This is a genomic window from Hathewaya massiliensis, from assembly GCF_902143515.1.
Classification (GTDB): Bacteria; Bacillota; Clostridia; order Clostridiales; family Clostridiaceae; genus Hathewaya; species Hathewaya massiliensis.
Genome location: NZ_CABFVD010000001.1, coordinates 1 through 15615 on the forward strand (window position 1 = coordinate 1; position 15615 = coordinate 15615).

Genomic DNA, 15615 nt, shown 5'->3' on the forward strand with positions numbered 1-15615 from the left:
TGACAGTTAAGTTATAGTGTATAAAAATACATAGTAAATGAATTAAGCCTATAACTTATGATGGCATGAAAATTGAAGTAATAGCGAGAATTTAATAGAGTTTGTCCAAAATAAAGGGGTTAATCCGGTTCCTGAACTGTATGGTTTGGTTCGTTTTCACCTACTAAATATGAATACCTTCTAGCTGGTGTTAAATCTAAACTAATACCCTTTTCTGTGAAAGAATAATCCAATCTTACAAAAGATAATCTCCAACTTGGCTCATCTTCACTATAAAATGCTACAATAGCAGCCTCCATGCCATTGTCGTCTAAAATTTTAGAAATAAAATTTCTCTGCATACTTCTTGCTCTATCTATACTTGTATTTCTTTTTAATTCTACCGCCATTACAATCAAGTTATTGTCTTCATTATCTGTATATTTAGAAACAGTATAATAAGCCTCTATATGATCGGTATATTCTTTCCATATACCTGTGTGCCTAACTTCTTTCAGCATCTCTAGCTCATTAAAAAATTCTCTTGTAAATTTTTTGAAACGCTGAATATCAAATTTATTTTCAAATGTCTCTTGCAAAATATTTATTTTAGCAATGTTCATCTATTCTGTCTCCCCCTTTTTTAGGTATGATGAAAGTATAACCTTCATATTTCCAGATAAGTTTACTTTTTTCTTTCCTTTTCTTTCTTCAAAATACTTCTTTGGGATAATTTCTTGTATTTCATAGAAAATCTTTACTGGATCATCCATACCCTTTGTTTGTTTAATAATATCTTTTGAAATACCTGCTGGAACATTCCCTTCTTCCCATATGTTTCTAAGTTTCTTTATTAAGGTATCTTGCTCATCTGTAAATGCTTTACACCTAGAAATAGCTCTTAGAAGTTTTATTACTTTTGCATCATTACCTACCTTAGAAGTTTTTTCTGTAATAATCTCTTCCTCTTCTGTAAGAGCTATTTCAAATCCTAATTTATTTAATTCCAGATGTTCAAAATAAATTTTTGGTGTTTTAACTTTTTTCTCATTAGGCTCCACTTCTAAATATTTCATTGCTCGTAAGAAAGAAATTTCTTCTGAATCTTTAACATCTGCCATAAAAAACTTTTTTAATGCACCTTTTTTTAAAAATGTAACTGTTTTATCTTCTGAAATATCATTTAGTATTATTCCACTTTTTGATTTTTGAGGTAACTTTTTAATCTTTTCATAAAGCTTTTCATTATTATCTCTAACTTCTCTAATAATTTTTAAATATTTTAATTCATATGCATCATCATTTTCCTCTGCTTCAAGTATATCCGTGCTATTTAGTTTTTTATAAAGATTATGAGATGATACTTCCTCATCCTCAGATAAATACTTAAAGTCCTCTCCTAATGTATCATGAAATGCTTGTATTTTTAGTATAATGTTTTCTTCTAATGGTAGCTCAGCATTTGCTTGAGCAGTTGGAAAAAAGTTGAAAACATAAATTTTATCATGTTCTGTTCCTACCCTATTAATACGCCCAACCCTTTGCATAATTTTTGTTGGATTCCATGGCAAATCATAATTAATAATAATGTTGCTCCTATGAAGGTTAATCCCTTCTGCAAGTACGTCTGTAGTTACTAAAAATTGAATATCATTTTTCTTTTCATATGCAAAATTAGGATTATAATTTGCTTCTATTTCTTGCCTTACAGATCGAGAACCTTGTCCACTAAAGACTAATACTTTTTCCGGATAATACTTTTCTAAATATTCTCCCACATATTCTGCTGTTTCTTTTGATTCTGTAAAAATAATAACTTTTTTATCTTTTATTTTTTCATTTATTTTTAACTCTAGCAAAAACTGTTCTTTTTTAGGGTCTTCTATAATTTCTTCCCATTGGCTTTCAAGTTCTCTCAGTATATTCAAATCATATTTTATGGAAGGGATAAATTCTTTCTTAAAAGCTTTTATAGGATAATATTGAACAATATCTTCTTCAACTAGTCCTATAAGCTTTTCATCATCACCATTGTCCAAAAGATCATATACATCAACTTTTTTACTAATATACAATTCACCGTCTAAGCACATTTTAAAAAATTTTTCATAGGATTTTATAAATCTATGTAAAGTTTTTTTAAATGCTTCAAAACTACTTTCTAGTCTTTTTACTAAAATCGATTTCATAAATCCTGACATATTTCTTTGAGATACTAATAGTGAAGCTACTTCTTTTGGTACATTTTCTAAATAAGTAAGTGGTTTATATCTTGCATATGTAAGATTTTTAATACTTTCTATTGTATGATTAAATACAACTTCTATATCCTCATCGTAAGTATAAACAATCTTTTCTGGATCACCCAATTCTGGAAATTTTAATCCTTGTTTTTCTAAATCTTCTTTATAGCATTCCATAATTTCATTACGAGTTCTTCTAATCATTACATTTCTAAGCACCTGATCTCTAATAATTTCTGAATTAGCTTTTAATGTTTCTGAATACTCCTCGGTACCTTTATCTAATTTTTTTAATTTACTATCTAAGCGATTAAAAAAAGTTTCAATATTTTTATTATTGGGTATAATAGTACTGTTATTCTTAGGCTGAAACAAATAAATTTGATTAGCTATATCACTAGAATAGTTATTTTGAGGTGTAGCGGTAATTAAAATAACTTTCTTATTATAGCAAATCTCATGAAGTTTCTGGAAACTTTCAGTTTTTTGATTTCTAAACCTATGTGCTTCATCAATAAAAACATACTTCACATTTTTCATTAAATCCTCATCTTCAAGAATACTATCTAACTTTCCTAATGACTCAACTTTAGCAGATACTTCAAATTGTTGTAATGTTCTTTCCCAGTATTCTTTTAACACTGGTGGACATATAATTAACTTTCTTCCTTTTAACCTTTGTGCTAGCATAGCACATATAAAGGTTTTACCCAATCCAACTACATCAGCTATAAAGACCCCATTATAAGCTTTGAGTATCTTTTTAGCCTGGACTATTGCATCCGTTTGATATTGAAGCTTCATAAACCCATCTGGAAGTATTTCCTCCCATGTTTCATTTTTATCTTCATTAATTTCTTCTTTAAAATACTCATAAAGTGTTTTCAAAAATAACTCATATGGTGTAATATCTTCTCTAATCCATGTTTTTTTATTTACCGTTTCTATATATTCATCAGAAATATCTATAGAACTCTTCCATAATTCTTCAAACTTATTTAATGCAAATTCAACATCTCGACTATCCTTTAGTTCAACATTAAATTTAAGGTTATTTACAAGTCCTGCTTTTGAAAAATTACTTGAACCTGTAATAACCGTTCCATATTGGTCTGGGATCTTTTCCATATCTTTCCTCATAATATATACTTTCGCATGTATGGGTGCCTCAGGATATACCCTCATTTCTAGTTTTCCAGTTTGAAGCCATTTAATGAAAGTTTTAACCCCCTGCTCTACTCGATAACTGTCTTCTGAATTTTGCATTTCTTCAACTACATCATCTGAAAATTCATCCCTTACTTCTTTATATGACATTTCAAAAGACATTTGCTCTTCTTTAGCTTTTTCAATTATCTGAACTGTTTTTCCATCTACATTTAAACCAACTAATACTCTAACCTTTTCAACATCTTTCATTGATGGATACATTAAATAAAATCCACTAGTTCTAAAATATCCTACAATCATATCGTAAAACTGCGTATTTGATTGCAGAATATTATTAAATCGATCATAGAGATTTCGTTCTGGTTCATTTGTAAAAAAAGTTAAATCATTATGAACTCCCACTGTTCTGTCTCCTTTGCTTTTTATTTCCAATTAATTCTAATATACTAATTATTACCCTAAGTGTTCTTTTATTAACAGTGTCACTCCCAAGAAAGGTCTTTAAATAGTAAATACCTTATATAAATTCCTATTGAATATTATATCATAATTTTTTCATGTTAATGTAATAAAATGAATATAGTCTAAGACTTAGGTAATATTGCCTTACTAGGATATTTTAATACTATTGTTGGAATTATTAAAGGTGCTAAAACTTTGACGCTTACCTTTATTCTCTATTGTTTCCCTAATCTTTTCTCCTTCTTTAAATATAACTAAAAGCCTACAAATATAGTCTTCCCTATATTTGTAGGCTTCTTCTACTTTATTATATTAAACGTATAAACGTCCATTTACTTATGCAAAGACACAATGCTTTCACAATGCCCAGTATTCGCAAACATATCCATCCCCTTAACTCTCTCTATCTTATATCCTTTTCCCACAAAATACTTTAAGTCTTCTACCAAGGTTTTTGGGTTACAGGATACGTAGATTATGTTTTTAGGATCAAATTCTGTTACATATTTTAGTGCTACAGGATGCACTCCTGGTCTTGGAGGGTCTAGGATTATGGTGTCTGGTTTTTCTTTTAGGTTTCCTATGACTTTTGCTACGTCTCCTGCTATAAAAGTGCAGTTTTCTAGGTTGTTTAGTTTTGCATTTTCTTTTGCTGCTTCTACTGCTTCTTCTATTAGCTCTATGCCTACTACTTTTTTAGCTTTTGGTGCTACTATTTGGCCTATGGTTCCTGTGCCGCAGTATAGGTCGAATACTACTTTGTCTTCTGTATTTCCCATAAAGTCGCGTACTATGCTGTATAGTTTTTCTGCTCCTTTTGTGTTGGTTTGGAAGAAGGCAAAAGGGTTTATTTTAAATTTTAAGCCTAAAAGTTCTTCGTATATATATTCTCTTCCGTATAAAATTTCTACTCTATCTGCTTGAACTACATCGCTTAGGGAATCGTTTATAGTATGGATTACTCCTGTTAGTTTACCTTTATATTGAAGTCCTTGAAGAAGGTTTAAAAATTCGCTTAGGTCAATATCCATTTGGGATGTGGTAACTAAGTTTACTAGGATTTCTCCTGTATTTATTCCCTTTCTTATAACAAGATTTCTTAAGTAACCTTCTCTTTTCATTATTTTATAGTAAGTTAGTGCTTTTTTTCTAAAGTATTCTATTGCTGTGCTATGTATTATTCTAAAGTCTTCATCTACTATTTCACAGCAACTGGTGTTTACTATGGAGTATCCTTTACTTTTAACGTGCATCCCAAGGGTTAATTCTCCGCCCTTTTCCATATCTCCAAAGTTAAACTCCATTTTATTTCTATATGCAAATATTGAAGGGCTTTCTTCTACGCCTAGGTATTCAAATCCTGAAAGTCCTGCATTCTCAAATAGTTTTAAAATCTGTTCGTTTTTTAATTCTAATTGTTTTTTATAGGGAATATGTTGTGATGTACACCCTCCACAAAGCTCTGTAACAGGGCACTTAGGTTCTATTTTATAATCTACATCTTCTAAAACCTGTACTAATTTTGCTTCTATTCTCTCACTATTTTTCTTTTTAACTGTGGCAATAACTTTTTGCCCGGGAAATGTTCCCTTAACTAAAACTTTAACACCCTCTACATTACAGACCCCCATGCCTGGAAATTCTGTTCCTTCTATAGTAAATTCATAATTCTTACCTTTTCTCATGTTTTCACTCCTATGTATTTATATTATGTTTTACATTCTGTTATCAATCTCATCTACTTCTTATTATGTTTAAGAATCTACTATATTATATAATATTTTGGCTAAAAACTTAACTGTTAAGAGAAATTAATTTTAATATTTGAGCATAGCGAGTTTTAAAACTTTAGTAATATTTACGGAATAACTAATAGAAATTCTTAGAGCAGTGAATCAGTGATGAGCTGACTTCATATGAACATTTAATCTAAGATAGTAAACACTGCTTACAATTACGCATATTGTAAAGAGGACTTTCATATGAAGATTTAATCTAGGATAGCCCTAAATTTAAAAACACTAACTAAATCCAGTAAAATTATTAGTTAGTGTTTTTTTATTTATTAACTTTAGTTATGCAAAATAAAAATCTAAATTGGTAATACTACCAAAAAATAAATATGGCATACTTTCTCTTGCCGTGTTATATAAAAGTTACCACACAAATACAAACACGGGAGGTAAGAAGTATGCCAAGTACTAATATTGTATCCATTAATGATGAACTTTACAATTACTTAAATGATGTAAACTATGGAATGTCTAAGCCTCAATTTAATCATTTAACCACTATTGCCAATGGATTAATTAATTTACCTGGCACTAAAACTTTATCTGAAATTGCTAAAAATGTATTGTCTTCAAAAGACAAAAGTTGTATTTACAGGTTTTTAAGCCATTCTAAATGGGACGATAGTCTTTTAAACAACAATCGAATCAATTATTTAAACTTTTTCCTTGAACATAATATTAAACCTAAATCCGTAGGATTCTTGATTATAGATGATACTGTAAATTCCAAGGAATCTGCGAAGAAAATACAAGGACTATCTTATAATTACTCTCATACGGAAGGCAAAAATATTTGGTCACATTGTGTGGTTACTTCAAATTTTGTTGTAAATGACAAATCCATTCCTTTACAATATAAACCTTACTATAAAAAGGAATTTTGCGAAGATTTAAAGAAAAATTTTAAATCTAAGGTTGATATTGCAAAAGATTTTATAACTTCTTTTAAAACTCCATCTAAGTGTGAAAAAATATATTGTCTTATGGATTCATGGTATACAAATAACAAATTAATAGAAGCTTCTTTAGCAAAGGGCTACCACCTAATAGGAGCAATTAAATCTAACAGAAAAATATCTCCATTAGGAATTTCGCTACAATTATCAGAATTTGAAAAATTTATTAGTCCTAACACCTTAGACCTCGTTACAGTTGAAGGTAAGGACTATAGGGTATATACCTATGAAGGTAATATTGCTAAATTCCCTTATGCTAAAGTACTTATTTGCTATGAAGTTACCGATGATGGATTCAAGAATCCAGTATATTTGCTGTCTACCGACATTTTATTAAATGCAGAAACTATAATTAAATATTATTCACACAGATGGAGTATAGAAACTTCATATAAGTATTTAAAAAGCAATTTAGCCTTTGATAAATATAGAATGCGTAGCATTTTATCTATAGAACGATATTTTCTTATAGTATTCCTAATCTATAATTTTTTAGAATTATTTAGAGTTAGTTACAAATACAAAGATTTTAATACTATAGGTGAAACCCAGAAGTATCTAAACAGCCTCACGGCAAAAGCACTTGTATGCTTTATATACGAAAAATTAAAACAAAATACTAAACTAGAAGATATTTTATCAGAACTAAAAATTGCTTAAGAAGTTTTAAAAAATGCATAAATTTAAATTGGATAAGTGTTATTATTCAGTTTGGATAAAATATGCTAACAAGCATATTTTATCTACAATAGTTAATTTAGATTTTAAAATTGCCTAACTAAAGTTATTAAATTAAAGTCATATTAATTTCACTTCACTCTATTACTTTTAAACTTCTATAAATCCTTCTTTTAAAATGTTTAGATATACTTCTTCTCCTTCTTTAAAGCTTTCATTATGTAAGTTTGTATCTTTTACTTTTATGTTATCTTCTCCAACTCTTACAACATAAAGATAATAAGAACCCATGAAGGTTTTTAAAATTATTTCTCCTTTTAAATCTCCTTTTTCTCTATGGATGCTTATGTGCTCTGGTCTTATAAATTTTGTTTTTCCATTTTTCTCTTTTATAATATTTGAACTTCCTATAAAGTCTAAGACAAAGGAATTCTTAGGGTTTAAATAAATATCTTCTGCTGTTCCTAGCTGTTCAATTTTCCCATTATTCATAACTGCAATTTTATCTCCCATACTTAGGGCTTCTTCTTGGTCATGGGTTACAAAAACCATGGTAATGTTAAATTTTCTCTGTACTTCTTTAATTTCTTCTCTAACTTTTATTCTAAGTTTTGCATCTAGATTACTTAAAGGTTCATCTAAAAGTAAGACCTTAGGATTTATTATAAGAGCTCTTGCAAGGGCTACTCTTTGTTGTTGTCCTCCGCTTAACTCATGGATTTTCTTATTTTCGTAAGCTTCTAAACCTACTATTTTTAAATACTCTTCCCCTTTTTTTAAAGCCTCTTTTTTATTGTAACCTTGAAATTTTAGCCCATAAATTACGTTTTCTATTACATTCAAATGAGGAAAAAGTGCATAGGACTGAAATACTGTGGATACCGGTCTTTTTTCTGGAGGCAAGACACTTATATCTTCTCCTTCTATAATAACTTTTCCATTATCCGCTTTTAAAAATCCTCCTATAATTTTTAAAACTGTGGTTTTTCCACATCCTGAAGGGCCTAGTAGGCATAGAATTTCTCCTTTTTCTATACTTAAACTTAAATTATCTACTGCCTTTTTTTCCTCAAATTCCTTAACTAAATCTTTTAGTTGAAGATACATTGTTAAACTCCCTCCCCTTTAAAACTAGTTTAGAGAAAATTAAATTTATAATAAGCGTGCTTAAGATTATAATACTTGCAATGGCAGAGCCTACCCCGTAATTTCCTGTTTGTATGGCATCAAACATCTCTAAGGTTGCAACCTTTTGTCCTGGATAAACTAAGAAAATAATAGCTCCTACAGTGGTCATAGTTGCTGTAAAGTTATTTATAAATCCAATTAAAAAAGCTGTTTTAACATTTGGAAGTATTATATCTTTTATAACATAAATATTTTTAGCTCCTAAATCTCTAGCTGCATTTTCAATTTCTCTATTAATTTGAGAAATAACTGCACTACTTGTTTTAGTAGTCATTGGAAGTTGCTTAAATATACAGTTTAAAACCACAATAGTCATGGTTCCTGTAAGTTCTAATGGATATTTATTAAAGGCTAAAATATACCCAATACCAAAGAAAAATCCTGGTATTATATAAGGCAAAGTTGATATAAAGTCTATAGTCTTCATGCCTTTTATATTTCTTCTCTCTGTATAATAAGCTATGATAATTCCTAGGAAACTTCCTAAAATCCCTGTTATAAAGGAGTAAATTATACTTCTTGTAAAACTATCTAAGCCATAGTTTTTTAGATTGTAAAAATGTTCTAGAGTAAACTGAATTTTACCTCTACTATATTTAGACAGAGAGGATAAAAATATAGTTCCATATTGAAGAATCATAATAACTACAAATAAAAAGGTTACTATGGATATTATATTTCCTAAAACTCCTCGGATTTTAAACTCAATATTTTGTGAAGATAACTTTACGCTTGCTTCAGATTTTAACTTATTTTTTTTCATATATATTCTATAAATTATAAAAACAATTAAAGCTGGTATTAAAATAAGTGAACTTATGGATGATGCCATGGCAATATCAGCCCCAGCTATAACCCTCATATACACTTCTGTAGCTAAAACATTAAAAGCCCCTCCAATTATCATTGGTGTTCCAAAATCTGCAATGGAGCTTATAAAAGATAATAAGGAAGCAACCATTATTCCTGGCATCATTATTGGAATAAGAACCTTTCTTATGGCATAGGAAGTACTAGAGCCTAAATCCCTAGATGCCATAAGCAGATTTTTATCTACCCCATTTATTATGCCTATTAATAAAAGAGAATTTAAGGACACATTAGATACTGCCTGCATTAAAACTATTCCCTGCCATCCATAAGGGTTTAAGGTTAAACCTAAGACATAATGAGTTATAAACCCTCTTCTTCCAAATAAATTTATATAGGCTAAGGAAGATACAAAGGGTGGTGAAATCATAGTTATCATTAAAATTATAATTAATATATTTCTTATTTTTTTATTAGAAAAGCTTGCATATATGGATATGCATATAGATATACTGGTTGAAAGTATAGTAGATAAAACTCCTACAAACAAAGTATTATAGATTAATTTCTTATTATCTCTAAATAAACTTTCGTATAGACTCAAAGTAAACTTTCCCTCAACTATGAAGCTTTCTTTAATTACACAAAACACAGGCCAAAGAACAAATAATAATACTGTTATTAGAACTAAAAACAAAAGGTTTTTTTCTAAAAAATTATCAAAAAAGGTATCCAATTTAGATACCTTTTTATATTTACTATTCATTATTTTTGTCCTACCATCTTAGCCCATTTATCTAAAACAGCTTTTCTGTCCTTGCCAAATAAAGATAAGTCTTCCTTCATTAATTTTTCTTTTGGGAAAGTTAACTCTAAACCTTCTATACTAGGTTTAATTAATTTTACTGTATCTTTATTATCAATTTTAGCAATTTCTTTTAAGTTTTCATCTTTAAAAACCCAAGAAATAAATTCCTTTGCTGCATCCATATTTTTTGCATTTTTAAATATGGCAACACCATCTGGCATCCATGGAATACCGTCTTCTGGATATATTATTTCTACATTCTTTTCATTCTTCATATTTTCTAAGTTTTTATCTATATATGTTATACCTATAGCAACTTCTCCTGCTATGGTTTTTTGGTTAGGATCTTTTCCCCTCTTTGAATAGAAAGGAATATTTTTATTTAGTTCTTCAAAGTACTTCCAACCCTTTTCTTCTCCCTTATTTTGAAGAAGTGCATTTACTACTGCATAGTTTGTACCTGATACTGCAGGATTAGACATTAAAATTTCTCCCTTATATTTAGGGTCTTTTAAATCTTCCCAGCTCTTTGGAGCCTTAAGATTCTTTTCTTTTAAAACATCATTATTAACTATAAATCCTACTACAGTTAAGCCTTTTGTAAACCAATAATTTTCTTTATCCTTGTATGGTTCTACAATTTTATCTGCTTCTTCAAAATCATATTTTTCTAAAAGCCCTTCCTCCTTAGCTTGCATAAAGGCATCTACGCCTCCACCAAACCAAACATCTCCCATAGGCTTTCCACCTTCAGCCTTAGTTCTAGATATAACTTCCCCTGAAGACATGGATAAAAACTCTATTTTTATTCCTGTTTCCTTAGTAAACCTATCAAATAATGGTTTATAGTCCTCAGATGTTGTTACAAGTTTTAAACTTCCCTCTACCTTTTTCTCTTGTTTAGTTTCTGTTTTAGCTTCTTCTTTCTTATCCTCTTTCTTTTCACCACATGCACTAAAGCTTAAAGGTAAAAGCATTGAAAGCATGAGTGCTAAAAATTTATTAGCTTTTTTCATATAAATCCCCCTACTATAGCATAATTTTTAATTATAACCAAATATTATGTCAAGTTTTGTAGCAATGTCAATTTTAACATATAATTTGTTATAAAAGAATACACATTGATTTAATTAATAGATAACTCTTTTATTATTGATTAAATCTATAGTTAAGGATTTCTAAATTATATAGTATTATAATTTATTCCATAGCTATCTGCTATAATACTTCAACCTTATTCAAAGTGGAAGAAAAGAGTGGCTATGCCCCTGGATAAGGATTTCCTCTAAAGGATAAGGACTTCTAAGGAGTAAACTCCTAAGAATTCTACTAATAATCTTCAGTGGGAAAATACTCCCTCTGAAGCTAAGAACTTTGTTTATACTTAGATTATAAATTCGAGGTGATATAAATGTTAATAGATACTCATTTGCATGAGAGTAAATATTCTCCTGATAGTTTTATTTCCTTAGATGAGGCTATAGCTACAGCTAAAGAAATAGGCCTCCAAGGTATATGTATAACTGACCATGAAAGTAATGAATTAAGACGAGAAATAGCTCCTTCCTTTAAAAAGGATGGTATTTTAGTAATTGTAGGTGCTGAATTTTTAACCTTTGAAGGTGATATTTTAGTATTTGGTCTTGAAAACTTGCCAGATAAAAAAATTCATGCTAAAGAACTCTTAGAGGAAGTTCAAAAAGTAGGAGGAGTTGCTATTAGTGCTCATCCTTATAGAAATAATAATAGAGGCCTTGGTGATAATATAAGAAATGTACATAATCTTCTATCTGGAGTTGAAGTCTTTAATGGAAGTACAAGCCCTCATGCTAATCTTTATGCCTATGCCTTAGCTACAGAACTTAATTTAGGCTGCTTTGGAGCAGGTGACGCTCATGTTACAGAAAAGATAGGTTCATATGCAACCCTATTTAATGGAAATATTAGAGATGAAAAAGACTTTATAGAAGCAGTTAAGACCGGAAATTTTTGTCCTGTTAAAAGAAAAAATAATACCTTTGAAAAAATAAATATATTTGATACCTTAAAAACAAGTGATAAATAAAGTTAACATGTAAATCCTCTATTTCTTCTGTGTTTTTATCACTTAAAATAACTCATAAATATATTTAAATAAGCTTAATTAAACTTAAATTATGAAATAAATAAAAGGCTCTTCAAGCTATAAATATTATCACTAGTGTTTAATTAATGGATTGAAAATCCTATTGACAATAATAACTTGTAATAAATTTCTATGTGTACCAGCAATATATAAATGAAAATAGTCAGCACCTTTGCTTTAATATAATTACCACAATCATATCGCAAAGGAGTTGCTGACTATCTATGAATAATTATATCACTATTTTTGAAAAATTATTAGATATTGTTAACTGGAACACTTTGAAAAAATCTACGTATAAGTTAGATGTTGACTATAATATAGCATCAAATCATTTGAAAACTCACCTTTACTTTCATTTAGCGAAGCTAGATAGCTTAAGGGATGTTGATGATTTTATGCAATCTGATTCTAAGCTAAAGGAGTCAATAAAAAGCGTTAGCTTGGGAACGTTGTCTAATTATAATAACTATATGGATTATAATGTTTACATTCCAATATTAAACGAACTAATTGATACTGCTTTAAAACAATTACCTGTAAATGAGAAACTTAAAAAGTTTGGAACCATAAAACTAATAGATTCTTCAACTATAAGTATGGCCAAGACTTATTTTCAGTGGGCAGAATTTCGCTCTACAAAAGCAGGAATAAAGCTTCATACAAAATTCAACTTAAGCAAAGGAGTTCCTGAGCTTATAATTGTGTCTAATGCTAAACCACATGATAGAACTAAGATGAAAGAACTTATTACAGAAAACAACTGTATATATGTCTTTGACAAAGGCTATGTTGACTATAAAAAGTTTGATGAGTTTAGCAATAAAGGAATACGCTTTATTACCCGATTAAAAGATAATGCTGCTATAACTGAAGTAAGTAAGCTTGAAATAACTTACTCTGACGTTACTCTACTAGATGATTCTATAAATATCATTGAAGATATTATTTGCTATCTTGGTACAGAAGATATTAATATGACAAAAAATCAGTATAGGGTTATCACTGTAGTTGATTCTGAAGGTCAAATACTAACCTTTGTAACTAACATATTACAATATACTAGTGAAGATATAGCATGGTTATATAAAAAACGTTGGGATATCGAGCTATTCTTCAAATGGATTAAGCAAAATTTAAAAATTAAAAGATTCATAGGACATAGCCTTAATGCAGTTATGATGCAAATTGTTTCGGCAATAATAACATTCATTATAATAAAACTAATACAAGACGTAGCCAAAACAGCCTACGGCTTATTAAAAATAAAGAGATTAATAAAACATTCAATTACAAAATTAATAGATAATATCTTGTTTTCTTGGGAGAAGTGGTTAGGTGGCTAACTGCAACTATAAAACCATATACTTCCATACAAGCTATCACTATGCGGGCAAGTCTGCCCTTTGTTATAGGAATATTATTCTATATTAGCTTAATTTAAGAATTTTACTATAAAGAATGATTATAATACAAATGTCAATGAAAATATTTTCTAAAAATTAAACACTAGTGAAATATTATATAGTTTAAAGTAGCCTTTTCTCTATTTAACTTATCTATTATTATATTATAAAACTTTATAGTATATCTAATATCATATTCTATTTTATAAAACCACCTTTCCTATGATATATTTTTAAATCATATATATTAACATGGTTACCTTACAACTTTCTACTAATTACTGCCATACAATCTATTTTTAAATCATGTAAATTAACCCCCATTTCCATCTATGAAATCTTTTGTTAAATTTCCTTCACAATTATAGACTTTTATCCTTATTTTATATAAAATATGAAAGGTTAATCGTTTGTATATTGCATTGTTTTAAGAATAATCTCACAATTAAAGTATTGTTTTTATATAAAATGCCTATAATATCGAAGGGAGGAGATTATAATGAAAAAACTTTTATCATCCACTTTAACTGCTTTTATGTTATTTTCTTTTGCTAGTAGTTCAGCTATAGCTAAGGAACATTTACATAAAAGAGAGTTAAAAAATAAAATTTATAGTATTGCAAAGGGGTCTGATGAAGTCTTTGGAGATGGAATAGTACTTCATGGTGAAGAAGAGTCATACCTTAAATTAAAGGAAGATAAGAAAAATGGTGATAGATTTAAAAGTGGTGGTATAGATCACACCCATCAATATTTAGCGGCTAATGCTTTAAAGATCCTTGAAAATGATATGGGCTCAGAAATTGCTGATAAACTATTTATATATGGTGACACTCTTTTAGAATTTACGGATATGCCTGATGTTGATGAAAAATCTCCTTTTTATGCACCTTATTCTTCGCATTTTTATGATCCGTATACCGAAAAAAATTATATAGGGCAAAGGGATAACACTGCTCTAATTAAGTTTAAAGAACATGCCATGAATGCTAAAAAGTTTTATACTATAAATAAACCTTATGCCATAGAAGAACTTGGGCGAGCAGTTCATTATTTAGAGGATTTAAATGTGCCTCATCATGCTGCAAATTTAGTGGCTATACTTAGTAATCATGCTAAATATGAAAGATTTGTAGATGACCATAGGAAAGATTTTTCCGTAAATTCTGCAGGAAATACTTATGATAAATTTAATAATATAAAAGACTTTGAAAAGTATTGTGAATTACTACTTAGAGACTGTGCCTTTAATGCCTATAGTATGAAAAATAAAGCCACCTCTAAAAATCCTAATGATATGAGAGATGCTAGTAATAATGTGGTTCCTTATGCTCAAAAGCATGTAGCTGCTTTTTTATATAGATTTTTAGTAGAAGTTGGAGAAGTATAGATTTTCTACACTTTCGGCTATGAATTCTAAATCATAAGCCTATAACTATTGATAAATATGGTTTTGTAATGTATGATTTATTTAATAGGGAATTAGCAGAAGGGATGGAGAATATATGTCAAATAATTTTAGTATACTTGAAATGCTTAAGGTTGCAATTTTAACTGAAGAGGAAGGACGTAATTTTTATCTAAATGGAGCTAAGCATACTACAGGAAAAGTTAAAGACTTTTTAACCATGGCAGCTGGACAAGAACTTATGCATAAGGAAAAATTTCAAAAACTTTTCAATGAATATTCTAGTAAAAATGAAGATGAATTAAGTTCAGATTACCTTTATGATTCTGAAGTAAGTGAATATTTAAGAAAATTAGTTGAAAATAAAGTCTTTGATAAAAATGAAGAGCCTGAAGATGCTTTTAAAAATTTAAAATCAGCTATAGAACGTGCACTTAAATCTGAAGAACTTACAGTGGAACTTTATACTAATATGTACAAAGGAATTTTATCTGACGAAGTTAAGGAAATATTTAATATTATAATCGAAGAAGAAAAAGAACATGTAAAATACTTTTCAAAACTTCTTGAAGAAATAGTTTAATTAAGA

General features: G+C 28.9%; 11 protein-coding genes. 5 read left to right on the top strand and 6 right to left on the bottom strand.

Translation table 11 applies throughout. From position 1 onward, the window contains the following. Positions 1-119: 119 nt before the first annotated feature. The 3 genes from FNZ64_RS00005 to rlmD form a co-directional block, all read right to left on the bottom strand. Entirely contained in the window at positions 120-602 is a 483-nt protein-coding gene (locus FNZ64_RS00005) for a hypothetical protein (RefSeq protein ID WP_142412837.1), read from the bottom strand. Beyond that, complete coding sequence (locus FNZ64_RS00010; protein WP_142412838.1) at positions 603-3794, bottom strand: helicase-related protein; 3192 nt, start codon at positions 3792-3794, stop codon at positions 603-605. It lies immediately after the preceding gene. A 392-nt stretch (positions 3795-4186) separates the two neighbouring features. Continuing rightward, positions 4187-5539: a 23S rRNA (uracil(1939)-C(5))-methyltransferase RlmD gene (gene rlmD, locus FNZ64_RS00015; RefSeq protein ID WP_142412839.1), complete on the bottom strand. Its 1353-nt coding sequence runs from the start codon at positions 5537-5539 to the stop codon at positions 4187-4189. Positions 5540-6045: 506 nt separating this feature from the next. On the opposite strand from rlmD, the gene FNZ64_RS00020 reads away from it, so the two are divergent. After that, positions 6046-7263, top strand: coding sequence for an IS701 family transposase (locus FNZ64_RS00020; RefSeq protein WP_185903624.1), 1218 nt, complete (start codon positions 6046-6048; stop codon positions 7261-7263). A gap of 168 nt (positions 7264-7431) precedes the next feature. Here the strand turns inward: FNZ64_RS00020 and FNZ64_RS00025 are convergent, their stop codons facing one another. Genes FNZ64_RS00025 through FNZ64_RS00035 form a run of 3 tightly spaced genes read right to left on the bottom strand, consistent with a single transcriptional unit; the run spans position 7432 to position 11103 of the window. Then, positions 7432-8388, bottom strand: a complete 957-nt coding sequence (locus FNZ64_RS00025; RefSeq protein ID WP_142412841.1) for an ABC transporter ATP-binding protein — start codon at positions 8386-8388, stop codon at positions 7432-7434. Continuing rightward, positions 8360-10045 carry an ABC transporter permease gene (locus FNZ64_RS00030; RefSeq protein WP_142412842.1) on the bottom strand — a complete coding sequence of 562 codons (1686 nt, stop codon included), beginning with the start codon at positions 10043-10045 and terminating at the stop codon, positions 8360-8362. Before FNZ64_RS00030 ends, FNZ64_RS00025 begins: the two co-directional genes overlap by 29 nt. Beyond that, complete coding sequence (locus FNZ64_RS00035; RefSeq protein ID WP_142412843.1) at positions 10045-11103, bottom strand: ABC transporter substrate-binding protein; 1059 nt, start codon at positions 11101-11103, stop codon at positions 10045-10047. Before FNZ64_RS00035 ends, FNZ64_RS00030 begins: the two co-directional genes overlap by 1 nt. Positions 11104-11498: 395 nt before the next feature. Here FNZ64_RS00035 and FNZ64_RS00040 point away from each other — a divergent pair, with 395 nt between their 5' ends. From FNZ64_RS00040 to FNZ64_RS00055, 4 genes are all read left to right on the top strand, one after another. Then, a complete protein-coding gene (locus FNZ64_RS00040; protein ID WP_142412844.1) occupies positions 11499-12152 on the top strand; it encodes a PHP domain-containing protein in 654 nt (217 codons plus the stop codon). Positions 12153-12436: 284 nt separating this feature from the next. Continuing rightward, the gene (locus FNZ64_RS00045) at positions 12437-13558 is read left to right on the top strand and encodes an IS4 family transposase (protein WP_142412845.1); all 1122 of its coding nucleotides are present in this window, start codon (positions 12437-12439) and stop codon (positions 13556-13558) included. 559 nt (positions 13559-14117) lie between these two features. Then, entirely contained in the window at positions 14118-15008 is an 891-nt protein-coding gene (locus FNZ64_RS00050; RefSeq protein WP_142412846.1) for a phospholipase C/P1 nuclease family protein, read from the top strand. A 115-nt stretch (positions 15009-15123) separates the two neighbouring features. After that, positions 15124-15609: a ferritin family protein gene (locus FNZ64_RS00055; RefSeq protein WP_142412847.1), complete on the top strand. Its 486-nt coding sequence runs from the start codon at positions 15124-15126 to the stop codon at positions 15607-15609. Positions 15610-15615: the final 6 nt, after the last annotated feature.

Bases quoted from the DNA above. Each gene is read 5' to 3' on its own strand.
- FNZ64_RS00030 (WP_142412842.1), bottom strand. From the start codon at position 10,045: ATGAATAGTAAATATAAAAAGGTATCTAAATTGGATACCTTTTTTGAT.
- FNZ64_RS00050 (WP_142412846.1), top strand. From the start codon at position 14,118: ATGAAAAAACTTTTATCATCCACTTTAACTGCTTTTATGTTATTTTCT.
- rlmD (WP_142412839.1), bottom strand. From the start codon at position 5,539: ATGAGAAAAGGTAAGAATTATGAATTTACTATAGAAGGAACAGAATTT.
- FNZ64_RS00025 (WP_142412841.1), bottom strand. From the start codon at position 8,388: ATGTATCTTCAACTAAAAGATTTAGTTAAGGAATTTGAGGAAAAAAAG.
- FNZ64_RS00045 (WP_142412845.1), top strand. From the start codon at position 12,437: ATGAATAATTATATCACTATTTTTGAAAAATTATTAGATATTGTTAAC.
- FNZ64_RS00020 (WP_185903624.1), top strand. From the start codon at position 6,046: ATGCCAAGTACTAATATTGTATCCATTAATGATGAACTTTACAATTAC.
- FNZ64_RS00040 (WP_142412844.1), top strand. From the start codon at position 11,499: ATGTTAATAGATACTCATTTGCATGAGAGTAAATATTCTCCTGATAGT.
- FNZ64_RS00055 (WP_142412847.1), top strand. From the start codon at position 15,124: ATGTCAAATAATTTTAGTATACTTGAAATGCTTAAGGTTGCAATTTTA.
- FNZ64_RS00035 (WP_142412843.1), bottom strand. From the start codon at position 11,103: ATGAAAAAAGCTAATAAATTTTTAGCACTCATGCTTTCAATGCTTTTA.
- FNZ64_RS00005 (WP_142412837.1), bottom strand. From the start codon at position 602: ATGAACATTGCTAAAATAAATATTTTGCAAGAGACATTTGAAAATAAA.